Genomic DNA, 22,989 nt, shown 5'->3' on the forward strand with positions numbered 1-22,989 from the left:
GATCCCCGCCTTTTTTTATGCAAACATTTTAAATACACCTATCGCATTTAAAAATACAATTATTACAGTTACCGGAATAACATAACGAAGTAAGAAGAACCAAATGTTAAATAACGTTTTCCCTTTCGTTTCCGTCACTTCTAATTCTTTCATCAACAACTCTTTACTCATTTTATTTGGTACAAATAATGAAATAGCTAGTACTCCTAACGGCAGCAATACGTTACTTACCGAAAAGTCGACTAAATCAAAGAATGTTTTCCCAAATATTTTCACGTCACTCATAATCCCAAATGATAACGCTGATGGAATACCGACTGCAAAAATAAGAATACCAATTAATAATGATGCTGACGGACGCTTCTTCTCATTACCTTTCGCAACAGATGCTACTACAATTTCAAGCATTGAAATTGCTGATGTTAAAGTCGCAAAGAAGAATAAAATTAAAAACATAATAAAGAAAAATTGACCAAATGGTATTTTTGCAAATACTGCTGGAAGGACGATAAACAGTAATCCCGGTCCTTCAGTCGGTTTAACTCCTAATGCGAAAATCGCTGGGAAAATTGCTAATCCTGCAAGTACTGTAACAAAAACAGTTAAACTTACAATAGATGTTGCCGATTTCGCTAAATGTTCCTCTTTCTTTAAATACGAACTATACGTTACCATTACCGAGGCACCTACAGTTAGCGAGAAGAAAGATTGTCCCATCGCATATAAAATTGTATCTGCTGTAAGCTTTGAAAAATCTGGTTTTAAGAAGAACTCTACTCCAGCAAAAGCACCATCGAGTGTTAACGCACGAACAATAATCGCAATAAATAAAATAAATAATAGCGGCATCATGTACTTACTTGCCTTTTCTATACCTTTCTCTACACCTTTACTTACAACAAAAATCGTACAAAGCATAAAGATAAATTGTGCTCCAATCGCACTTAATGGATTTGAAATCGTTTCACCGAACAATTGTCCATAATCAGCTGCACCATTCCAGAAATTTCCTGTCACACTATAATATAAATAAAGTAAAATCCATCCACCTACAACACTATAAAAAGATAGTACACTAAAACAAGTAACAACTCCCATACGACCAATCCAAGGATATAATTTGCTATTTGGCACTAGTACTTTATAAGCTGTAACCGCCTCTTTTTGCGTGCTACGTCCAATAACAAACTCCGCTATTAGAAGAGGCATACCTATAAATAAAGTTAATAGTAAAAATACAAGGAAGAATGCGCCTCCCCCGCCATTACCTGCAACATATGGAAATTTCCATATCGCACCAAGACCTACTGCGGCTCCGGCTGCTGCGAGTACAAAGCCTATTTTCGACGTCCATTGCTGTGTTTCTTTCATCATAATTTCTCCTTTTCTGAATATTTAAACTTTTGTTAATTATACACTTTCATTTCATACTCGCACACCTCCTTTAGAAAATAAAAAAGTCCCCTACACGCAAATATGCATGTAGAGGACGATATATGTAATGTAAATACCGTGGTACCACCTCAATTGGATTGATAAATCCCACTTGTTCAAGTACAGGAATAATTCCGATACTCTATCCTTTTAACGGCGGAACCCGGGTTGCCTACTACAATGTTCAACATACCTCTCGCAAGCCCATTCTGTATATTTTATCGTACCGGGCTCCCACCTAACCCCAGCTCTCTGAACGCATCAAATATACGTACTCTTCTTGCTCATCGATTTCATCTATTGAAGTTACTTGTGATTATAAATTATATTTTTATATTTGTAAAGCGCACTTTATCTTTTATTATTTTAAAACCTTTTCCTCTAACTCACGTAAAAAACTTTCTCTTTTCCCCTCATTTTGCACATATACTGATTTCAACACTTCTTGGAGCAATATATTTCGTTCCCTCTTTTCTAACTGTAAATCTTTTAACTTCAACCTTACTTCATATAAAAAATCTAAATACGATTCATATGTCTCATCATATTTATTTGCAATATCATCTCGAATTTTTTTTGCGAGCTTCGGGCTCGCTCCCCCAGTAGAAACTGCTATATTAAGTAAACCACGATGAATCGCTGCCGGAAAATGAACATTACCACTTTCCGGATTTGTAATAACATTTACTAATTGATTCTCAGCGGCATCTTCAGCAACTTGTTCATTTAATATTGAATCACTACTCGCTGCAACAACTAAAAAAGCACTTTTAATATCACTTTTTTCATATTCTCTTTGATACCAACGAATTTTCTTTTCTTCCACAAGTTTTACTAAATTCGCATCTAATTCTGGACTTATCACAACTATATCCGCACCCTGTTTGAGTAAAGGAATAATTTTAAATCCTGCAACTTTTCCCCCGCCAATAACAACAACGCGTTTCTCATTAACTCGCACTGTAAGTGGATACATACTGATCTCCTTTCAATAACTCCGTCGTTTTCTGAATTAACATATCTTGAAACGCTTCATTCTTCCCTAAATATGGACTGATTTTTATCTCTTCCACTTCATATTGGCACACTTCTTTCTCAATATGTTTCATAAGTAAACCTGTAAATAACAAGTAAGGCAGTACAACGATGTTCTTTTCTTTTCGTTCTACAACTTCCTTTAACTTCTCCTCAAATTTTGGCTCTGCAGCCGCTAAATAACAAACTTCTACTTTTTTAACCTTCTCTTTTGTTTGAAATAAAGAAGCAATCCAGTTTATATCTCTTAATACTTCAGGATCACTGCTCCCTCTTGCAACAAGAAGTAACGTCACTTCATTTTTATCTTCCTGTTCGATGCCACTTCCGCTATACACCGATTTAACAAGTGTTTCTGATACACCAAACGGATTACCATAGGTCACTTTAACATCCGAAAATTGATTAGTTAACTTTTCCAATTCAAAAGGGATATCTTTTTTTACATGACCTGCCGCTAATAAAAAAACAGGGATAGCAATAATCTCAGTGGCCCCACGCTTCACACATGTACGAAAACCATCTTCAATAGAAGGATTCGCTAACTCTAAAAAACAAACTTCTTGAATAGTCGCTTCTATACGGCTCATGCACGATGTAATAAATTGAATCGCCTCTTCTTTCGCTGTCTTCAAACGACTTCCATGACATATATATAAGACGGCTTTCATTTTACAACACTCCACTTACTTGATAAGCATTTTCTGTCTGCTTCTCAAACCAATGAATTTTTTCTCTAAAACGGACAACCTCTCCAATTACAATCATACTCGGATTTTGAATTTGCTCTTTTTTCGCAACATCTACAATTGTCCCTAACGTTCCAACAACTGTGCGTTGCATAGACGTCGTCCCCTGCTCAATAATAGCAGCTGGCGTACTTTTATCTTTTCCATGCTTCATAAGTTGCTCACATATGTAGGGCAAATTACTAACCCCCATATATACCGCTAAAGTCTCTACACCTTTCGCTAAACTTTCCCATTTCACTTCTTCTTCAGCACCTTCTTTCCTATGCCCAGTCACAATAGCAAAACTTGCACTTGCATCACGGTGCGTCACTGGAATGCCCGCATAAGCAGGAGCAGCTATTCCAGCTGAAATACCAGGAATGATTTCAAATGGTACACCTTGCTTTGCTAATGCTTCAGCTTCTTCTCCCCCTCTACCAAACACAAATGGATCGCCGCCCTTAAGCCTCGTTACAACTTTTCCTTTTTTCGCATACTTAATAAGAAACGTGTTAATTGTCTCTTGCTTCATCGTGTGATAATTCGGGAGTTTTCCACAATAAATTAAATCCGCGTCAGGCTTTGCGTATGAAAGCAGCTCTTTATTCACAAGTCGGTCGTATAAAATAACATCTGCCTTCTCAATACATTTCAATCCTTTAACAGTAATTAAACCTGGATCGCCAGGACCCGCTCCAACAATATAAACCTTCCCCATCATCTCTCCTCATTTCTTCTATTAAAATGAAACTTCCATTCGTATATAAGAATGGAAGTTTTTATTTTTTCGTATTACTGATCTCTACTCATGGATAACAAATGCCCCACCTTTTCGAATCTTCTTTTTTTCAAACAAAGAAATCTCTTTTACCTCTGGCAACGGTAAAAAATGCTTTTCAAGCTCAATCTCCGCAAGCTTAAATGCCTGTTCTTCACTTTGAGCAACAACAACAATCGGAACAATACTATTTACTAACACAGCTTCAAATCGATATAAATCCATATCGTCCCTCCTAAGACGCTATTACTTCTTCTAGCACGTTATTTAACGCTATTTGTAATGTATCTACACCAACACGACCTACAAAATCATAAAATGTTTCGGCTGGTAATTTATTCTCTTTGAAATAACTTATAAATGATGCGAGTACATCAGGTAGATCCTCGCCATCTATTTTTCCTTTTAACTTTTGATTGTAGGCACCGCCATCTAACAATGTTCCACCTACGTATATTTCAAACGCTTCAACAATACCTTTTTCCTTCGTTTTCATTTTCACCCCTTGTAGCCCAATGTCAGCAATTTGACGTTGACCACATGAATTCGGGCAGCCTACCATATGAATTCGAACTGGAACATCGAGTGCAATTTGTGTATCTAAGTATTCTGCAATTTTTCGTAATCTTTCTTTCGTTTCTACTAGTGCAAGATTACAATATTCAATACCGGTACATGAAACCGCATGACCAATAAATGATTTCGGGCTAGCAGATATCGCTTCAAACAGCGGTTCACTAAGTAATCCTTTTACATTTTCTGGAGGAACGTTCGGAATAATGAAGTTTTGCGAGTTACATGTACGAATTTGTCCATTTCCATATTGCTTTGCGATTCTTGCAATCTCAAACATTTCTTCTGCATGTAAACGACCTACCGGTACATTAAAACCTACATATTTTAATCCCTTTTGTTTTTGGTCTTGAACACCATAAAAATAGCCTGCATTCCATCCTTTGAGTGCACTTTCCCCTTTACTTTGTAAAGGCCCTGTATACTCTATTAGTTTCTCTTTAAATTTCTCTGCTCCCCAGTCCGCAACAAGAAATTTCAACCGAGCTAAATGACGTTTTTCACGATATCCAAAATCACGGAATATAGTAGCAATCGCAATCGCCACCGCCTTCACTTCTTCTGGTAAAACGAATACATCTAATTCATCAGCTAAATACGGTCGAGCTGATAATCCTCCACCTACTTTTATATGAAAACCAACTTTTTTCTCACCATCTATTTCTTTCGTTGCAGGCGTAAATGCAACACAGTTAATTTCTGCGTTTGCTGAATTATAAATATTAGAACTAATAGACATTTTAAATTTACGTGGCAAGTTAGAAAACTCTTCATTATGTTGGAAGTAATCATATACTTCTTTTACAATATGCGTTGTATCGAATAGTTCATTTGCATCAATGCCAGCAAGCGGATTACCTGTAATATTCCGCGTTATATCACCACAAGCCCCCGCTGAAGATAACCCAACTCTTGCTAATCTTTTAAAAATATCTGGAATTTGCTGAATTTCTAACCAGTGAAACTGAATCGCCTGTCTCGTCGTAATATCTATTACATTACGTCCATAATCTTCAGCGATAGAAGCAAGTACTTCTGCCTGTGCATTTGTAATAATCCCTGACGGAATATTTACCCGCATCATAAAATAACCAGCTTCTTTCGGTCTTTGTAAATACAAGCCTGCCCATTTAAAGGCATCCCACTCTTCTTTCGGAATAGATTCGAAACCATTTTCCGCATAGTAAGGAATATCATTAAAAATTTCTAAGCCATCTTTTTCTAATTTATTTTTCTCGGTCTGATTTAATTTTTCATTGTTAGCCCATACTTTTTCATAACTCATTGTTTATCCCCCTATATAAAACTACGCTCTTGTAAGTACTTCACGATTTGTTCTGCACATTCTTCAATAGAATATTTGTGCGTTTCTACAATTAATTCCGCTTGCTCTGGCTCTTCATAAGGCGAATCAATACCTGTGAAATCCTTAATATCACCTTTTCTTGCCTTTTTATAAAGTCCTTTCGGATCACGTTTCTCACACTCTTCAATCGGACACTTCACAAAAATTTCAATAAATTCATCTGCCGCTAATAAATCTCTTACTTGTTTGCGGTCTACTCGAAATGGTGAAATAAATGCTGTAAGGACAACTGCTCCTTGGTCTACAAATAACTTTGCCACTTCGCCAATACGTCTTATATTTTCCATGCGATCACTTTCAGAAAATCCTAAGTCTTTATTTAAACCGTGGCGAATGTTATCCCCATCCAGCACATAATTTCCAATATTCTTTTCAAACAGTTTACGAGCGACCGCATTCGCTACTGTAGATTTACCCGAAGCTGATAAACCAGTAAACCAAATTACAAAACTATGATGTCCATTCTTCACTCTTCTCTCATCTTTTGAAACCGAAGCTGTATGCCAAGTAATATTCGTATCCATCTCGTTCTCTCCCTATTCTGTTACTACTTCTTTTTTCAAGCCTTTAATTAGCACTTCCACTACTTCTTTACGACTAAATGTACTTGGCGGAATCTCACCGTTTCTTAATAATTCTCTTACTTTCGTACCCGATAAAATAACATGATCTTCTTTTCCGTGCGGACATGTTTTCGTTGAAGCCATCGCTTCACATTTCGTGCAGTAAAAACTATGCTCAAAGAATAGTGGTGTAATTCCTAACTCTTCTATCGTAAAATTTGTGAAGATTTCTTGCGCTTCATACGTTCCGTAATAATCTCCTACTCCAGCATGATCACGCCCTACTATAAAGTGGGTACATCCAAAATTCTTTCTTACTAACGCATGAAATATCGCTTCCCTTGGTCCTGCGTAACGCATGGCAGCAGGAAATACACTTAAAAAGACACGATTTTTCGGATAATAGTTTTGAAGAAGTACTTCATAGCTTTCCATTCTTACATCAGCAGGAATATCATCCGATTTCGTTTCTCCAACGAGCGGATTTAAAAAGAGACCATCTACAATTTCAAGAGCAGATTTTTGAATATACTCATGGGCACGATGTACCGGGTTTCTCGTTTGAAATCCGACCACTGTTTTCCACCCACGTTTTTTAAATGCTTCCCTCGTTTCAATTGGGTCTAAATGATAAGAAGGAAATTGATTATTTTCAAAGCGTTTTGTTAGAATAATAGTTCCTCCAACGTAAACGTTTGGTCGTTCATATAATTTTTTCACTCCTGGATGAGCCTCATCCGTTGTTTTATATACAAGTAACGCTTCTTTTTCTTTATCTGGTACAAAAATATCTTCTATTTGAATGACACCGTATATATTTCCATTGTTGACAAGCTTTACTTCCTCTCCAGCCTTCAGGCTTTCTGCGACTTTTTCTGTTACCGGTAATGTAATCGGTATACTCCACACACTACCATTTGCTAAACGAAGCGTTTCTACAACAGAATCATAATCTTCCTTCCCTAAAAAACCAGTAAGGGGGCTATATCCACCTGTCGCCAATAGTTCTAAATCACTTAACGCAATATTGTCTAATTTAATTTCTTTTTCAATTTGTGATACGTCATATGTCTCATCTATACGGTTTACTAATTCGTTTACTATGCTCATTTTTCTATATCCTCTCTTAGCTTTATTTCAAGATTCATCTTATTGGTAATGAAGACCACATTCAGTTTTCACTTTTCCAGCCCATCTACCATCTCTTGAATCGCCACCATCCCCTACAGGTAACGTACATTTCTCACACCCAATACTTGGATAGCCAACATCATGCAACGGGTTATACGGCAAGCTATGTTTGTATACATATCGCCAAACTTCTTTCCACGTCCAATGAATGAGTGGACAAACTTTAATAGATTGAAAACGATGATCTTGATTTATAAACTTTGTATGCTTACGTGTTTCTGATTGTTCCCTTCTTAAGCCCGATATCCATGCTTTTTCCACGACTAATGATTTTTCTAAAGGTAAAATTTTTCTAATCTTACAACAAAGATTCGGATTGCTCTCCCACAGTTTTTCACCATGCAACTTCGCCTGTTCATCAAGTGTAAGTTCTGGCTGTTTTTCTATAATATTCAATGAAGGAAATCGTTCCCGCACTTTTCGAATTAATTCATACGTTTCTTGAAAATGAACATTTGTATCCAAAAATACAACTTTAGCAGATGGATTTACTTGGTTTATAATGTGCAGCAATACCATACCTTCCACCCCAAAGCTACATGCGTAGACAACCTCATCTTTATATTCTTTATAAGCCCAATTTAATACTGATAACGCACCTTTTGTTTCATCTTCTTCCGAAAACGAAACAACATTTTCTTCCCACGTTTCATACGTCAACATGTTTTTTCCCCCTGTAAAAGCAAAAAGACGGTTTTAACCTAATGAAAATAGGTTAAAACCGCCTCTAGTTTTTCTAGTCAGCGCTTTTCACTTTAAACGTACTTTTTCACTTTTCTCTAACTGAATTACTTTCCCATCTTGCACAACAATTGTAATTGAACCATATTTCATATCAGCAAGCATCGCTTCAATCTTCTCGGATACTTCATCAAAATGTTCCCGTACACTCACGCGAACAGCCCCCCTTTTTATTCATAAAAAAAATCTTTCCCATTTCGAAAAGACTGTTCGGTAATATATTTTACCTTATCTTTCAAAATGGATCCCATTTTGCTGGATTTAGCACCTTGCTTTCTATAAGCAGGTTGCCGAGCTTCTTCGGGCCAGTTCCCTCCGCTTCTCTTGATAAGCTTTGTATTTGTATTTTATCACAATTCTGATTTTTTTCAATCCTAGTTTTCCGATATATTTTAATTATTTTATTTTATAAAAAAGGAATTGCCCATTCGAACAACTCCTTTTCCTATTTAGACAAGCTCTTTAATACGTATGCGATCGTTCCCAATAATATTTTCATATGTTTCGCGTTCCACAACTACTTGCGATGTTCCGCCTTTTGCAAAGACAACGGCTGGTCTTCGAATCCGATTGTAATTATTCGCCATCGAGTACCCGTATGCTCCTGTACAGGAAACTGCTAGTAAATCAGAAGCAGCGACTTTCGGTAAATGAATATCCCAAATCAACATGTCTCCACTCTCACAGCATTTCCCGGCAATCGAAACGAGTTCCTCATTCTCATCATTCGCTCGATTCGCTAACATCGCTTCATAACGCGCATTATATAAAGCAGGTCTTAAATTATCTGTCATTCCACCATCGACTGATACATATTTCCGAATACCAGGAATATCTTTCACAGATCCAACTGTATAAATTGTTGTCCCAGCATCACCTACAATGCTACGGCCTGGCTCAATCCATATTTCTGGCAATGGATATTCACATACAGTAAATTGTTCTCTCACTGCACTTGTTACAGCTCGCACATATGTCTCAAGAGTTAATGGTGTATCTGACTCTGTGTAACGTATTCCAAATCCCCCGCCTACATTTAACACTTTTACTACATAGTTTGTTTGCTCTCTCACTTCTTCTAAAAATTGGCGAAGAACTTCAATTGCTCGAACAAAACCAGCTGTTTCAAATATTTGCGACCCAATATGTGAATGGATCCCTAGCACATTATAATTTGATTTTTGTAAAGCAAATCCAATTGCCTGCATCGCTTGACCGTTTGAAACACCAAATCCAAATTTCGAATCATCTTGACCTGTTGTAATATATTCATGTGTGTGCGCCTCTACTCCAGGCGTTACACGAATTAATATGTTCACAAATTTCCCATGTTGCATCGCTAAATCGTGTAAAACTTCTAATTCAAAGAAATTATCTACGACAAAACAACCGATATTCGCCTGAAGAGCCATCACTATTTCTTCTTCTGTTTTATTATTTCCATGAAAATGAATACGTGATGCCGGAAATCCTGCTTGGAGCGCAGTATATAATTCTCCCCCAGAAACAACGTCTAATGACATATTCTCTTCACGAGCTACTCGGCACATCTCCATGCACAAGAACGCCTTGCTTGCATATGCTACTTGATAAGAGAAACCACTTTCTTTAAAAGCACGATGAAATGCTCGGCATTTCCCTCGAATAGACTCTTCATCGTATACATAAAGTGGTGTTCCGTATTGCTTTGCTAGCTGCGTCGTATCGCACCCTCCAATTTCTAAGTGTCCTTGCCCATTAATTCGGCTTGTGCCGTGTAAATACATTTAAATTCCTCCCTTATTTCCTCTAAAACTCATAACCCCAATCTTCTATTCATTGCAGCACGCTTTTAGATAGACAAAAAACGCGCGGAACAATGTTCACACGCGTTTCTTATTAGGAAAAATATATATTGAAAAAATAAACGAGTTGTTATCTCCTCAAAATAAGAAACCGCATCAACATCTCCAAATAGCTCTCCATAAAATAAATCTTATGACAGTACTACATTTATTCAATGCAGTCCCAATATATGAATAAGATGGTTATTCTTATATTTCGGCAATAGTCCCTTTCAACCTATGATCACAGATTCCATTAAATCTCCCATAGCTTACTCTTTCCTATCGCGGCCTCTACCTTTGAGATTAGATGAGGTAAGTCTATTTAATTTTCAAACATCTAATTGTTGCTATTAACAATACCAAAGGACCATTTTATTTGTCAAACAATTTTTTATATTGTTTTTTTACAGTTTAGTTTCGTATCATTTGGTAAGCGCTTTACTGAAATCTTTGTCACTTCCCATTCGCCTTCTTCGTTATTAAATGTAATCGTTACCTTCTCAAATGGTGGAGCAATTTTCCCAGCAACACGTTCATACTTTGTCACTTCAATACTTGCTTGAAATAAATATGTACCGCTATACACTTTTTTTAAACTAATAATTTTAGGACATTGATAAGGTTTCAAACTTCCATATTGTTTTTCAATTGCTTTATTTATTTTTGGAAATAAAACAGAATAAAGTGCATCTTCCATAAGAGGTGCATCATATTGGGCTACCGACACACTCGGTGAAGTAAAAAGTATAACACTACTGCATGCTATAAAATATAATAATTTTCGCATTATAACCTCCGTATTATCACGCGATTCTTTCTGCGTACGATAATTATCATACATAGAAATTCTGTTTTATTGTCTCCCACCACTCTTTTTCTACTCGATTATTATAAAAAAGCCCACAACCTTCTTTTATTTTCGTATAATGATACTCATAGTATAATAATCATAATAACAAAGGACTGTTCGTATATATAAAATGAGTCGTTAAGCAAACTGACTCACAAGAACTGTCATGCTTTTTAGGAGAGGAGTATATTATGCTACAACATCTGTTTCCAAAACTGCGATTTGCACTCGTTGCAGTCGTTTTACTATGGATTAAAACATATATTGTGTACAAGCTAGCATTTGATATTAAAATTGATAATTTCTTTGAAGAATTCATGCTTTTTATCAATCCACTAGCTGCGTTACTTTTATTTTTCGGCTTAGCTTTACTTGCATCTAAGCACCGAAACCGAATTATAATTGGAATCAGTTTTATACTGTCATTTATTTTATTTGGAAACGCAATGTTTTATGGGTTCTATAACGATTTCGTTACTTTCCCGGTTTTATTCCAAACAAACAATATGGCTGATTTAGGGACAAGTATAAAAGAACTCTTTACGTACAAAACATTACTTTTATTTGCAGATGCAATTATTTTAATGTTTATTTCACGTAAATTCCCATCATTTGGCGACAAAACACCACTTTCCCGCTCAGAGAAGCGAACTTTCTTTAGCGGTGTAACAGCTTTATTAGCACTACAAATTGTTGTATCAGTTATTTATAAACCACAAATGTTCTCGCGCTCATTTGACCGTCAAACTGTCGTGAAGAATTTAGGTTTATACACATACCATCTATTTGACATTACGCTTCAATCCAAGTCTTCAGCTGAGCGTGTATTTGCAAGTGGGGATGGGTTTTCTGAAATTAAAAACTATACAGACTCAAAAGACAAACAAGTTGATAAGAACTTATTTGGAGCTGCAAAAGGTAAAAATGTAATTTTAATTTCAATGGAATCTACACAAAACTTTGTTATTAATAAAAAAATAAATGGAAAAGAAATTACACCATTTTTAAATGAATTTATTAAGGATAGTTTCTATTTCGATAACTTCTATCATCAAACTGGACAAGGCAAAACTTCTGATGCTGAATTTATCGTTGAAAACTCACTTTATCCACTAGATCGTGGTTCTGTATTCTTTACTCATGCAACAAATGAATACACAGCGACACCAGAACAATTAAAGAAATACGGATATTCTTCTGCCGTCTTCCATTCAAACGATAAAACGTTTTGGAATCGGGATGTAATGTATCCTGCGCTTGGATATGATCGTTATTTTAATTTAAATGATTACGCAGGAACGGAGCAAATGTCTGTCGGTTGGGGATTAAAAGATAAAGAGTTCTTTGAACAATCTATTCCAAAGTTAAAATCTTTACCGCAACCGTTCTATACAAAATTTATTACATTAACAAATCATTTTCCGTTTCTTCTAAATCCGGAAGATCAATATGTTGATGAATTCAACTCGGAAAGTGGTGTTGTAAACCGCTACTTCCCAACTGTTCGTTACACAGATGAAGCTCTTAAATTATTTATTCAACAATTAAAAGAAGAAGGATTATATGATAATTCCGTTATTGTCATTTATGGTGATCATTACGGTATTTCCGAAAACCATAACGCAGCTATGGCACAGTTCCTAGGAAAAGATACTATTACACCATTCGATTCTATGCAATTACAACGAGTCCCTCTTATTATTCATGTGCCTGGCCAAGAAGGAAAAGTTGTTTCTAAAGTATCCGGTCAAATTGATATTAAGCCAACGCTCCTTCATTTACTTGGTATTAAAACAAATAAATCCGTTGAATTTGGAACTGACTTATTTATTAAAGAGAAAGACCCGCTTATGGTAATGCGTGATGGTAGCTTTGTTTCTGAAGAGTATGTTTATACAAAAAATATGTGCTACAAAAGAAGTACGGGTGAAGAAGCTGACATGACGTTATGTCAGCCGTATATTGAAAAAGCAAAAACAGAATTAAAACTCTCCGATAAATTAATTTATGGAGATTTATTACGCTTCGATCCTAATAATCGATATAAAACCGGAACGATGACAACGAAATTTGAATAGTAAAGGAAGCAACTTTATACAAGTTGCTTCCTCTTTTTATTTTCACTTAATTTTCGAACCATCCTTCTATGAAATCTTTCACAAATTGGTAATTTCTTTCGTATGAGGAATAAATTTATGGTATGATAAAATAAGTAAACTTTCATACACTAATTAAGAATTTATTACAGAAAGCAAGGGATCAGATTTTGTATAGAGCAGCTATTCCAAACTTATTTACGCTCGGAAATTTATATAGCGGATTTTTATCAATCGGCTATGCATCTTTAGGATATTATAAATCAGCTGCTATTTTAGTACTTATCGGGATGATGTTAGATAGTCTTGATGGTCGTGTTGCTCGTTTATTACGTGTTGATTCACAAATGGGAAAAGAGCTCGACTCGCTTGCAGATGTCGTAACATTTGGTGCAGCACCAGCTGTTTTAATGTATTACACATCTTTCTCAAACTACGGAATCATCGGATTATACATAGCGGGATTATTCCCTCTTTTCGGAGCATATCGTTTAGCACGATTTAATGTAACACCATCTTCTACTTCAATGAAATATTTCACTGGAGTACCGATTACAGCAGCGGGAGGGCTTGTTGCTTTCTTAACATTATTTTCACATACCATTCCAAAAATCGTTCTTATTACCGTATTTGTAACGTTCGCATTTTTAATGGTGAGCCGCATTCGTATCCCAAGTTTAAAAGATGTACCAATTCCACGATATAGCATCATTATTACACTATTTTTAGTTGGAATCATTATTACAATGTATCAAACAGGATTTGGAAATTTTTCTGTTTTCTTATTCATTGCCATTCCACTATATATTTTGTACATGTTATCTCAATTCATTAGACAAAGACCGTCTAAAAAAGCCAATAAAGAAAAATAAGAAAACCTTCCGAGTCCGGAAGGTTTCTTTTTATTTTGTAACTAATACCTTTTGATTTACAGGTGTTACTGGCTCTTCGCCGTTTAATACAGCTAAAATATTTCTGACAGCCATTTCAGCCATCGCATCACGAGTTTCAAATGTTGCATTCCCTACGTGTGGAGCAAGTACTACATTCTTTAATTCTTTTAGCTCTTCTGTAATTTTCGGTTCAAATTCAAACACGTCAAGAGCTGCTCCTTCAATTTCATTCGTTTTTAATGCATGAGCAAGTGCTGCTTCATTCATAATTGGTCCACGTGAAGCATTTACAATATACGCTGTTTTCTTCATCATTTTAAACTGCTCTTCATCAATCATATGATGTAATTTCGGATTATAAGCACAGTTAATTGTAATAAAGTCTGCTGTTTGTAATAATTCTTCCAACGTCACATACGTTGCTCCCAGTTCACTTTCAGCTTCAAGCTTACGATTTGGCCCTGTATATAAAACATCCATTCCAAATGCTTTCGCACGTTTTGCAACAGCCTTCCCGATTTCTCCAAGACCTATAATTCCGATTGTCTTACCATGGACTTCTCGTCCTAAGAAAAATAACGGTGCCCATCCGTTAAATCCAGTCGTACGACATAACGTATCCCCTTCAGGAATTCTACGCGCCGCTGCTAAAAGAAGTGCAAATGTTAATTCTGCAGTCGCTTCCGTTGATACTTTCGGTGTATTCGTAACTGCAATTCCTTTTTCGCCCGCATACGTGTAATCAATATTGTCGTAACCAGCACCATAGTTTGCAACAATCTTTAAATGAGGCGCTGCATCAATAACTTCTTTTGGCACCTTTGTCGAAAGTAAACTTAACAATGCATCTTTATCTTTTACACGCTCTGTTAATTCATCTATAGAAATTAACTCCTCTTTATTGTACATTTCTACATTATGATCTTTTAATAGTTCTAATCCAATTTCCGGAATTTTTCCCGCTACTAATATTTTTGCCACTACTAACACCTCTTCTATAGAAAATAAGACATCTCTTATATTTCATTGTAAGAAATCCACATATAAAAACCAAGGAATTTGATTATAGTTTTGAAAATCGACACTTTTCCATGAAAAAAGAGGAGATGCAACTCTCCCCTCTTCTTACGCTTTTTCCTGCGATTCTTTTCCAAGCTTCACATCAATAGTTCCTTCTGCAACCGTATCGCTAATTTGCTCCTCAATAACCGATTGAGATGCAGCATTCGTTTCAGAAGTATAAGCTTGTTGCTGTGCACCTTGTACATTTTGTTTGTTTTGTTGTTTCGCCATTTCTTACCCTCCTTTTCATTCTTTCTTATTTTGAACAAAAAGGACAGTTTTCATCAAAAAATTGCGTTTCATTTTGAATTTGTTACTTCTTCTTCAAGCGACCTCATTACTCTTGCTCGCTTCGTAAATGTTGCAACCTGAGTAACACCGTGAGCTCGTAATGTTTGTACATTTTCTTGTACATAATTCCCTAAATCATTTGGGTAATGGGCATCCGAAGAAATCGTAATTGGAACACCATACTTAGCTAATACTTGTAAATATAGTGGACTTGGGCACATTTCACGAACAGGATAACGATAGTATAATCCTGCATTTATTTCTGTTGCCGTATTCGTTTCTACTAATGCACAGGCAATTTCCTCATAATAAGAAAGCTGTTCATTCTCATCCAATCGATAATTAAATACCTTTATATTATCAAGATGAGCGATAATATCAAATAACTCGGTACGAATCGCACTCTCAACTGTTTTAAAAAACATATCATATAATGCGCATAGGTCATGCACCTCAAAATATTCTTTCGTATCTGGATTATCAAATCCCCAGCCATTTAGAAAATGAACGGAACCAATTACATAATCAAAGTCTCCTAGCTCTAATAATTCTTTTAACTCTCCTTCACAACCAATAAAATAATCCGCTTCAATTCCAAGTTTAAGTGTGACACCTCTTTTCCCCCATCGTTCTTTCGCCTCTTCAATTGCCTTTGTAAAATCATACAGTGAAACTACCCTTACTTGATCTAACCATTCTTTCTGTATACGACCGAGCTTAGAATCACTAATATCTACATATTTTTCATAATATCCTTTTGCTTCATGAAAACGATATAGATGATCAACAATTCCCACTTCTTTTATTCCTTTTCGCACAGCTTCTTCTAAATATAGATCTATCCATTCTGTTGTAAATGGCCCTTCCTTCACACGCTTTTGCAAACGCTCTTGTGTTTTCATAAGCCAATTAATAGAATGTCTTTCTTGAAGCGGTTCATAACATTCCAACGCTTCATTTATTTTAGCAAGCCATCCTATTGAATACGGTCCTTCTTCTAAGTGAAGATGATAATCTACTTTCATATACATTCCCCCTTATAATGTATCTATTTCCCTTCTATCCCCAACTCTCGAAAGCTTTCCATTTCGTTCTTTCACCTCTCGCATCACATCTTCCAATGCAATATTTTTTTCAGCTAATAAAACGAAACAGTGATAAAATACATCAACCATTTCTTTCACTACTTCTTCTTTATCATTATTTTTACATGCGATAATTACTTCAGCACACTCTTCACCAATCTTCTTTAAAATTTTATCTTCTCCTTTTGAAAATAAATAATTTGTATACGATTCAGGAAGTGGGCTTCCCTTTCGTTCTTCAATTGTTTTATACAGCAACTTAAAGGCATTTTCCATATGTATCCCCCTATATAATTTGATAGTGAAAACATGTCTTCTCTCCCGTATGACAAGCAGGTCCTACTTGTTTCACATTCACAACAATTGAATCTTGATCACAATCTAAATATAAAGATTGCACATATTGAACATTCCCTGATGTTTCCCCCTTATTCCATAACGACTGCCTCGAACGAGAATAAAACCATGTTCTTTTCGTCTCTAACGTTTTTTTATATGCTTCTTCATTCATATAAGCTAGCATTAAAACGTCTTTCGTACCTTCTTCGATGACAATTGCCGGTATTAATCCTTTTGAAAAATTAGGTTTCATAACCGCACCTCAATATTTGCATCTCTTAATTTTCGCTTTACACTCTGCACTGTCGCCTCACCATAATGAAAGATGGATGCCGCTAACGCTGCATCAACCGTTGTCTTTTGAAAAACTTCTATAATATGATCCGTATGACCACAGCCTCCTGATGCGATGACTGGAATAGAAACACTTTTTGAAATTTCTTCTGTTAAACGAAGGTCATATCCGCTTTTCGTTCCATCTGCATCCATACTCGTTAACAAAATTTCACCTGCCCCAAGTTTAACAACACGCTTCGCCCATTCTATGGCATCCATTCCTGTGTCAACTCTTCCGCCGTTGACATATACGTTCCATTTACCTTCTGCTACTTTTCTAGCATCAATTGCCACGACAATACATTGTGATCCAAAGTGTTCTGCCCCTTCTTCTATTAACTTCGGGTTTCGCACTGCCGCTGAGTTTATTGAAACTTTGTCTGCCCCAGCTCTTAGTAAATTGTACATATCTTTCACACTTGATATCCCCCCGCCAACCGTAAGAGGAATAAATACTTTTGCTGCTGTTTTTTCTACAACATCTATAATCGTTTTTCTTCCTTCATGAGTCGCCGTAATATCTAAAAATACGATTTCATCTGCCCCTGCCTCGTTATATGCTTCAGCTATTTCAACCGGATCACCGACATCTTGTAATCCTATAAAATTTACACCCTTTACGACTCGCCCTTCTTTCACATCTAGACATGGAATAATTCGTTTCGCTAACATAACTTCGTTACCTGTAATACTTCTTCTAAATCAATCGTTTTCTCGTAAAGCGCCTTTCCAATTATGACACCATATATATTCATATCATTTAACTTTTTCACATCTTGAATAGATGCCACTCCTCCAGAGGCGATGAGACGAATGCCCACACTTTTTTGAAGTATCGCTAATTGTTCAAAATTTGGACCTGCAAGCGTCCCGTCTTTCGAAATGTCTGTAAACACAATCGTTTGAACACCTAAACTTTCCATTTGTTTCGCTAAACTAACGTAAGAAATTTCAGATAGATCAAGCCAACCTCTCGTTGCTACGAAACCATTTTTCGCATCAATTCCAACAATGATTTTCTCTTTATATAGACGAACTGCTTCCTCTAAAAATGACTTATCATAAAGAGCTGCTGTTCCTAAAATCACTTTTTCTACACCTGCTGACAATAACTTCTCCACCGTTACAAGTGAACGAATTCCTCCTCCCACTTGCACAGGAATACGTACCGCCTTGCAGATTTTTTCAATGACGGGCAAATTTAAAGACTCGCCAGCAATTGCACCGTCTAAATCAACAATGTGTAGTATTTCCGCTCCAAGCTTTTCAAATATGATCGCCTGCGCTACTGGATCTTCATTCATCACCGTTTCTTTACTAAACTCTCCTTGATAAAGTCTAACGCATCGTCCTTCTTTTAAATCGATAGCTGGGAAGATTTCCATGCTTCTACCACCCCTTGAAAATTTTTTAATATTTGCATGCCAATTTCGCCACTTTTTTCTGGATGAAACTGTGCACCAAATACATTTCCTTTCGCGACAAACCCTGGTACTTGCATGCCATAATCACTTACTCCGCATACAATTTCATCTGGACAATCCGCGTAATATGAGTGAACATAATACACGAAAGAACCATCCACTAATCCATTCCAAAGCGGAAATTCTCTTTCCTTCCTTAATTCATTCCATCCCATATGAGGAATTTTATACGAAACTTTTAACTTACGAATTTCCCCTGGTAGTAAACCTAACCCGCTACAATCTTTTAGTTCCTCACTTCGTTCAAATAAAAGCTGCATGCCCAAACATATACCGAGGAGTGGTTTTCCTATATCACAAACCTCTTTTAGTACACACACTAAATCTCTTTCTTCTAATACGTCCATCGCTTTCGGAAATGCACCTACTCCCGGTAAAATCACGCCATCGCTTCTCAATATCTCTTTTTTATCACTCGTTACAATGTACTCTGCGCCAATATATTTTAATGCTTGCTCTACACTGCGAATATTCCCCATTCCATAATCTATAATGGCAATCAATTACAACATTCCTTTCGTTGAATTTACACCAGTAATGTTGGCATTTTTTTCGACCGCTTCTCTAAGCGCTCTACCAAAAGCTTTAAATAATGCTTCAATTTTGTGATGTGTATTACTTCCGTATAGAACGCGCGCATGTAATGTAATATTGGCAGCATGTGCAACTGCTCTAAAAAATTCTTCCGTCAATTCTGTATCAAAATCCCCGAGCTTCGGATTTGTTAATTCCCCTTGAAATACACAATATGAGCGTCCACTTATATCAATTGCGACAAATCCTAAAGATTCATCCATCGGTACATACGCAGAACCGTAACGATTAATTCCCTCTTTGTTTTGCAATGCTTCTTTCAAGCAATTTCCGAGTACAATTCCAACATCTTCAACGGTGTGATGTGCATCGACAAATACATCACCTTCTGCTTCAACCTGCAATCCAAATCTTCCATGTCTAGCAAATAAAGTAAGCATATGATCGAAAAAACCAACCCCTGTTTGAATAGATACATTTGTACTTTCATCAAGCTGCAAATTTAATTTAATTTTTGTTTCTGTCGTCTCACGTGCTTGACTGGACTGACGCATTATTTTTCCTCCTCAAACCTTATTTGGATTGCTCTCGCATGTGCATGTAACCCTTCTTTATTTGCAAGCTCTACAATATGATGCTGTACATTTTTTAATGCTTCCTCCGTATAAGAAATAAAACTTGATTTTTTCACGAAATCATCGACTGATAACGGAGAAAAGAATCTTGCCGTTCCGCTCGTTGGTAATACATGATTCGGTCCCGCTAAATAATCCCCGAGCGGTTCAGGTGAATATGGCCCAAGGAAAATAGAGCCTGCATGTTTCACATAATCTAGAGCATTCATTGGTTCTTTTATATGTAACTCTAAATGTTCTGGAGCAATTTCATTTGATAACTTTAGCGCCTCCTCTAAAGAAGGAACGATAAAGATGGCTCCATTTCTATTTATTGATTCACGTGCAATTTCACTTCTTGGTAACGTTTCTAACTGTCTTTCTACCTCTTTTTCTACTTCTTTAGCTAGTTCCATATTCGTTGTAATACAAATCGCCGTTGCTCTCTCATCATGCTCTGCTTGCGATAATAAATCCGCTGCGATATATTTTGCATTACCTGTTTCATCCGCGACAACTACAATTTCTGATGGACCAGCAATCATATCGATATTTACTATTCCGTATACTTCTCGTTTCGCTAGAGCGACGTACAAATTTCCCGGTCCAACTATTTTATCCACTTTCGGAATCGATTCCGTCCCGTATGCTAAAGCAGCGATTGCTTGTGCGCCACCTATCGTATAAATTTCATCTACTCCCGCAAGATCTGCAGCAGCTAATATATGTGGATCAATTCCTCCTTTCCTCGGCGGTGTTACCATTACAATCTTTTTCACACCTGCGAGTTTCGCCGGCAATACATTCATTAATACTGAAGAAGGATATGAGGCTATCCCACCCGGTACATATACACCTACATTTTCTAACGGCCGAATGAGTTGCCCTCTAATTATCCCTTTACTTTCACAATCGAATATTGAGTGCTTCTTTTGCTTTTCGTGATACGAAACAACGTTTTTCTTCGCCTCTTTTAAAGCTTCTAAAAATGAATTCTCTACAAACATACTCGCTTGCTGTATTTCTTCTTCACTTACACGAAAATTTTTCATCTCTACACCATCAAACTTTTTTGTATAGAAAGATAAAGCCTCATCTTTCCCTTCCCTTACATGTCTAATGATTTCTCTTACACTTCTTTGAACAGTTTCTTCTATTATATTAGCGTTTTCTCTTAGCACTTTTATTTTAGATAATGCCTCCTTAAATTCTTCATAAATGATTTCCATTTTAAATCCTCCTATTTCCCTGATAAGATTTCTTGCTCCATCATATTTATAATGCTGAATATTTCGTCTTTTTTAGTTTTTAAGGCTGCCTTATTTACAATCATCCGAGCCGATATAAAGTACATTTCCTCAAATACAATGAGTCCATTCTCTTGTAATGTTTTTCCTGTTTCAACAATATCTACAATCGCATCTGCCAATCCAAGAAGAGGAGCGATTTCTACAGAACCTTCTATCTTAATAATTTCTACATCCTCTCCCTTATCATGAAAATAAGTAGAAGTAATATGGGGGTATTTCGTAGCGATTCTTTTCTTCCGGTAACTCTTCGGATTATACGTAGGAATAGAAGCAACACAAAACTTACAAATCCCCACTCCTAAATCCAGCATTTCATAAATATCTTTCTCGTTTTCCATTAAAATATCTTTTCCAACGATGCCAATATCAGCTACCCCATGTTCTACATAAGTAGCAACATCAACCGCTTTTACTAAAATAAATGAAACATTTGTATTTTTACTTTGAAATACAAGCTTCCGACCTTTATTTTTGAGCTCGGAACAATCAATTCCAATCTGCTCAAAAAGTGGAATGACATGTTTTTCTAATCTTCCTTTCGTTAACGCAATTTGAATGTTACGCATGAAGCCTCTCCTTCTTTCTGGACTACCCATTTCTCATTCCATACATATTCCACTAAGTATTCATTCTTTGCCTCAACGACCGTTCCTATTTTATTTTTTCTTGCAAATTGAAAGGTATCGCTTAAATTAGAGAATAGAGATAACCAAGCATTTTTCCCATCCTTTCGAAGTAAATTTCGTAACCTTTCTGCTTCCGCTAATCTATTTAACTCATAATGAATCACAATATCAATTTGATTTCGTTCATATGGTTCTTGCTGCTCTTGCAGCGCCTTCACAATTTGATTTACTTGTACCGCGAGTCCAACAGCTGGCAGCATTTCTCCAAAATTCCCAATTAGCTCATCGTATCTTCCGCCACTAACGATTTCTTCTCCAATTTCATATATATATCCTTTGAAAATAACACCCGTATAGTAATCTAAGTGTTGAATCATGCCCAAATCAATTGATATGTAAGAACCATATCCTAACGTTTCAATTGTTTCATACATTTCTTTTACTCTTGCAATTGCCATTTTCATTTCATTACTTGAAGCAAGCTTTTCTGCCTCCTCAATAACTTCTAAATTTCCAAATAGCCTTGGTAATTTCTCAAGTAATCTTACTGTCTCATCGCATCGATCTAATTTCTTTTCTCCGATAAAATTTGAGAGGGCAGCATAATTTTTACTTTCTATATACGTTCTAAGTACTCTTTCTTCTTCATCATGGATGGAGAGCTTTTTTACAATACATTTATATAACTGTACTTGCCCAATCTCAATTGTAAAAGATTGCACATTCAACTTTTGAAGTGCTTGAATGACACTTATTACACATTCAATTTCAGCTCTTACATTATCAATCCCGATAACTTCAATACCACTTTGTACGATTTCATTATATTTTCCAGAATGGGATTCATTCGCTCGAAATACATTCCCGCTATACGTCACTTTAAGTGGCGTATCCCATCTCTGTGTTCCAATCACTCTTGCTAAAGGAATTGTCATATCTGGACGTAAAACGATAATCCTTCCCTTTTCATCAAAAAATTTATACATCTTCTCTTCATCTATCGGTCTATTTTGAAATGCAAAAACATCATAAAATTCAATTGTAGGTGTTCTTATTTCCTCATAACCTCTCTCTAAAAAAGTAAGCCTTAATTTTTGCTCCACTTCTTCAATTAACGTACATTCTTCGAATAAATAATCTCTCGTTCCATTCGGGTTTGCTCGTTTCCATTTTGTCATCTAAATTTTCACACCTTTCCCCTTCTAATGTATGCCTATTTCATTCCCCTAAG

Annotated in this window: 26 protein-coding genes, 2 riboswitches and 1 other annotated feature; of the genes, 2 read left to right on the forward strand and 24 right to left on the reverse strand. The window is 36.2% G+C overall.

Translation table 11 applies throughout. The annotated features are described in order from the left end of the window. Window positions 1–15 precede the first annotated feature (15 nt). The 12 genes from ACTFR3_RS09450 to ACTFR3_RS09505 form a co-directional block, all read right to left on the reverse strand. Window positions 16–1,371, reverse strand: a complete 1,356-nt coding sequence (locus ACTFR3_RS09450; protein ID WP_440044372.1) for a sodium-dependent transporter — start codon at window positions 1,369–1,371, stop codon at window positions 16–18. Window positions 1,372–1,482: 111 nt separating this feature from the next. Continuing rightward, window positions 1,483–1,731, reverse strand: a binding site (T-box leader). Between the two features lie 64 nt (window positions 1,732–1,795). After that, window positions 1,796–2,410, reverse strand: a complete 615-nt coding sequence (locus ACTFR3_RS09455) for an NAD(P)-binding protein (RefSeq protein WP_000283356.1) — start codon at window positions 2,408–2,410, stop codon at window positions 1,796–1,798. Then, window positions 2,385–3,140, reverse strand: a complete 756-nt coding sequence (locus ACTFR3_RS09460; protein ID WP_048538177.1) for a sirohydrochlorin chelatase — start codon at window positions 3,138–3,140, stop codon at window positions 2,385–2,387. The genes ACTFR3_RS09455 and ACTFR3_RS09460 overlap by 26 nt, the downstream gene beginning before the upstream one ends. A gap of 1 nt (window position 3,141) precedes the next feature. Next, complete coding sequence (gene cobA, locus ACTFR3_RS09465) at window positions 3,142–3,918, reverse strand: uroporphyrinogen-III C-methyltransferase (protein ID WP_440044373.1); 777 nt, start codon at window positions 3,916–3,918, stop codon at window positions 3,142–3,144. An 84-nt stretch (window positions 3,919–4,002) separates the two neighbouring features. Beyond that, window positions 4,003–4,203 carry a DUF3906 family protein gene (locus ACTFR3_RS09470; RefSeq protein WP_000366914.1) on the reverse strand — a complete coding sequence of 67 codons (201 nt, stop codon included), beginning with the start codon at window positions 4,201–4,203 and terminating at the stop codon, window positions 4,003–4,005. Window positions 4,204–4,213: 10 nt separating this feature from the next. Beyond that, window positions 4,214–5,836, reverse strand: a complete 1,623-nt coding sequence (locus ACTFR3_RS09475) for a nitrite/sulfite reductase (protein ID WP_000119621.1) — start codon at window positions 5,834–5,836, stop codon at window positions 4,214–4,216. Window positions 5,837–5,847: 11 nt separating this feature from the next. Then, complete coding sequence (gene cysC, locus ACTFR3_RS09480) at window positions 5,848–6,441, reverse strand: adenylyl-sulfate kinase (RefSeq protein ID WP_000380499.1); 594 nt, start codon at window positions 6,439–6,441, stop codon at window positions 5,848–5,850. A gap of 12 nt (window positions 6,442–6,453) precedes the next feature. Continuing rightward, window positions 6,454–7,590, reverse strand: coding sequence for a sulfate adenylyltransferase (gene sat, locus ACTFR3_RS09485; RefSeq protein WP_000029491.1), 1,137 nt, complete (start codon window positions 7,588–7,590; stop codon window positions 6,454–6,456). Between the two features lie 39 nt (window positions 7,591–7,629). Then, window positions 7,630–8,334 (reverse strand): phosphoadenylyl-sulfate reductase, encoded by a 705-nt coding sequence (locus ACTFR3_RS09490; protein WP_000959022.1) that lies wholly within the window; start codon window positions 8,332–8,334, stop codon window positions 7,630–7,632. An 87-nt stretch (window positions 8,335–8,421) separates the two neighbouring features. Beyond that, window positions 8,422–8,565, reverse strand: coding sequence for a YezD family protein (locus tag ACTFR3_RS09495; protein WP_000116158.1), 144 nt, complete (start codon window positions 8,563–8,565; stop codon window positions 8,422–8,424). Between the two features lie 72 nt (window positions 8,566–8,637). Next, window positions 8,638–8,746, reverse strand: a riboswitch (SAM riboswitch). 115 nt (window positions 8,747–8,861) lie between these two features. Further along, the gene (gene lysA, locus ACTFR3_RS09500; RefSeq protein WP_000280642.1) at window positions 8,862–10,178 is read right to left on the reverse strand and encodes a diaminopimelate decarboxylase; all 1,317 of its coding nucleotides are present in this window, start codon (window positions 10,176–10,178) and stop codon (window positions 8,862–8,864) included. Window positions 10,179–10,358: 180 nt separating this feature from the next. Beyond that, window positions 10,359–10,540: riboswitch (Lysine riboswitch) on the reverse strand. Between the two features lie 89 nt (window positions 10,541–10,629). Further along, the gene (locus ACTFR3_RS09505) at window positions 10,630–11,025 is read right to left on the reverse strand and encodes a DUF3888 domain-containing protein (protein WP_001228823.1); all 396 of its coding nucleotides are present in this window, start codon (window positions 11,023–11,025) and stop codon (window positions 10,630–10,632) included. A gap of 254 nt (window positions 11,026–11,279) precedes the next feature. Here ACTFR3_RS09505 and ACTFR3_RS09510 point away from each other — a divergent pair, with 254 nt between their 5' ends. After that, a complete protein-coding gene (locus ACTFR3_RS09510; RefSeq protein ID WP_000939078.1) occupies window positions 11,280–13,166 on the forward strand; it encodes an LTA synthase family protein in 1,887 nt (628 codons plus the stop codon). Between the two features lie 188 nt (window positions 13,167–13,354). Further along, a complete protein-coding gene (pssA, locus tag ACTFR3_RS09515; RefSeq protein WP_000285417.1) occupies window positions 13,355–14,056 on the forward strand; it encodes a CDP-diacylglycerol--serine O-phosphatidyltransferase in 702 nt (233 codons plus the stop codon). 30 nt (window positions 14,057–14,086) lie between these two features. On the opposite strand, the gene ACTFR3_RS09520 is transcribed toward pssA, so the two are convergent. The 12 genes from ACTFR3_RS09520 to ACTFR3_RS09575 all read right to left on the reverse strand — a co-directional run bounded on the left by ACTFR3_RS09520 (window position 14,087) and on the right by ACTFR3_RS09575 (window position 22,936). After that, complete coding sequence (locus ACTFR3_RS09520; RefSeq protein ID WP_001062858.1) at window positions 14,087–15,058, reverse strand: NAD(P)-dependent oxidoreductase; 972 nt, start codon at window positions 15,056–15,058, stop codon at window positions 14,087–14,089. 144 nt (window positions 15,059–15,202) lie between these two features. After that, a complete protein-coding gene (locus ACTFR3_RS09525) occupies window positions 15,203–15,370 on the reverse strand; it encodes a YozQ family protein (RefSeq protein ID WP_001118878.1) in 168 nt (55 codons plus the stop codon). Window positions 15,371–15,438: 68 nt separating this feature from the next. Then, window positions 15,439–16,455 carry a histidinol phosphate phosphatase domain-containing protein gene (locus ACTFR3_RS09530; RefSeq protein WP_440044374.1) on the reverse strand — a complete coding sequence of 339 codons (1,017 nt, stop codon included), beginning with the start codon at window positions 16,453–16,455 and terminating at the stop codon, window positions 15,439–15,441. A gap of 12 nt (window positions 16,456–16,467) precedes the next feature. After that, on the reverse strand, window positions 16,468–16,791 hold the full coding sequence (hisE, locus tag ACTFR3_RS09535) for a phosphoribosyl-ATP diphosphatase (RefSeq protein ID WP_000426358.1): 324 nt from the start codon (window positions 16,789–16,791) through the stop codon (window positions 16,468–16,470). 10 nt (window positions 16,792–16,801) lie between these two features. Beyond that, entirely contained in the window at window positions 16,802–17,107 is a 306-nt protein-coding gene (hisI, locus tag ACTFR3_RS09540; protein ID WP_000803956.1) for a phosphoribosyl-AMP cyclohydrolase, read from the reverse strand. After that, on the reverse strand, window positions 17,104–17,862 hold the full coding sequence (gene hisF / locus ACTFR3_RS09545) for an imidazoleglycerol phosphate synthase cyclase subunit (RefSeq protein ID WP_000880108.1): 759 nt from the start codon (window positions 17,860–17,862) through the stop codon (window positions 17,104–17,106). Before hisF ends, hisI begins: the two co-directional genes overlap by 4 nt. Continuing rightward, window positions 17,856–18,575: a 1-(5-phosphoribosyl)-5-[(5-phosphoribosylamino)methylideneamino]imidazole-4-carboxamide isomerase gene (hisA, locus tag ACTFR3_RS09550; RefSeq protein ID WP_000402298.1), complete on the reverse strand. Its 720-nt coding sequence runs from the start codon at window positions 18,573–18,575 to the stop codon at window positions 17,856–17,858. Before hisA ends, hisF begins: the two co-directional genes overlap by 7 nt. After that, window positions 18,548–19,177, reverse strand: coding sequence for an imidazole glycerol phosphate synthase subunit HisH (gene hisH, locus ACTFR3_RS09555; protein ID WP_000560360.1), 630 nt, complete (start codon window positions 19,175–19,177; stop codon window positions 18,548–18,550). Before hisH ends, hisA begins: the two co-directional genes overlap by 28 nt. Then, window positions 19,178–19,762, reverse strand: a complete 585-nt coding sequence (gene hisB / locus ACTFR3_RS09560; RefSeq protein WP_001249949.1) for an imidazoleglycerol-phosphate dehydratase HisB — start codon at window positions 19,760–19,762, stop codon at window positions 19,178–19,180. Continuing rightward, window positions 19,762–21,051, reverse strand: coding sequence for a histidinol dehydrogenase (gene hisD, locus ACTFR3_RS09565; RefSeq protein WP_440044375.1), 1,290 nt, complete (start codon window positions 21,049–21,051; stop codon window positions 19,762–19,764). Before hisD ends, hisB begins: the two co-directional genes overlap by 1 nt. An 11-nt stretch (window positions 21,052–21,062) precedes the next feature. Next, window positions 21,063–21,698 (reverse strand): ATP phosphoribosyltransferase, encoded by a 636-nt coding sequence (hisG, locus tag ACTFR3_RS09570; RefSeq protein ID WP_001244493.1) that lies wholly within the window; start codon window positions 21,696–21,698, stop codon window positions 21,063–21,065. After that, entirely contained in the window at window positions 21,674–22,936 is a 1,263-nt protein-coding gene (locus ACTFR3_RS09575; RefSeq protein WP_000170300.1) for an ATP phosphoribosyltransferase regulatory subunit, read from the reverse strand. The genes hisG and ACTFR3_RS09575 overlap by 25 nt, the downstream gene beginning before the upstream one ends. Window positions 22,937–22,989: the final 53 nt, after the last annotated feature.

The sequence above is a fragment of the Bacillus cereus group sp. MYBK14-1 genome (assembly GCF_051916885.1).
GTDB lineage: Bacteria > Bacillota > Bacilli > Bacillales > Bacillaceae_G > Bacillus_A > Bacillus_A cereus.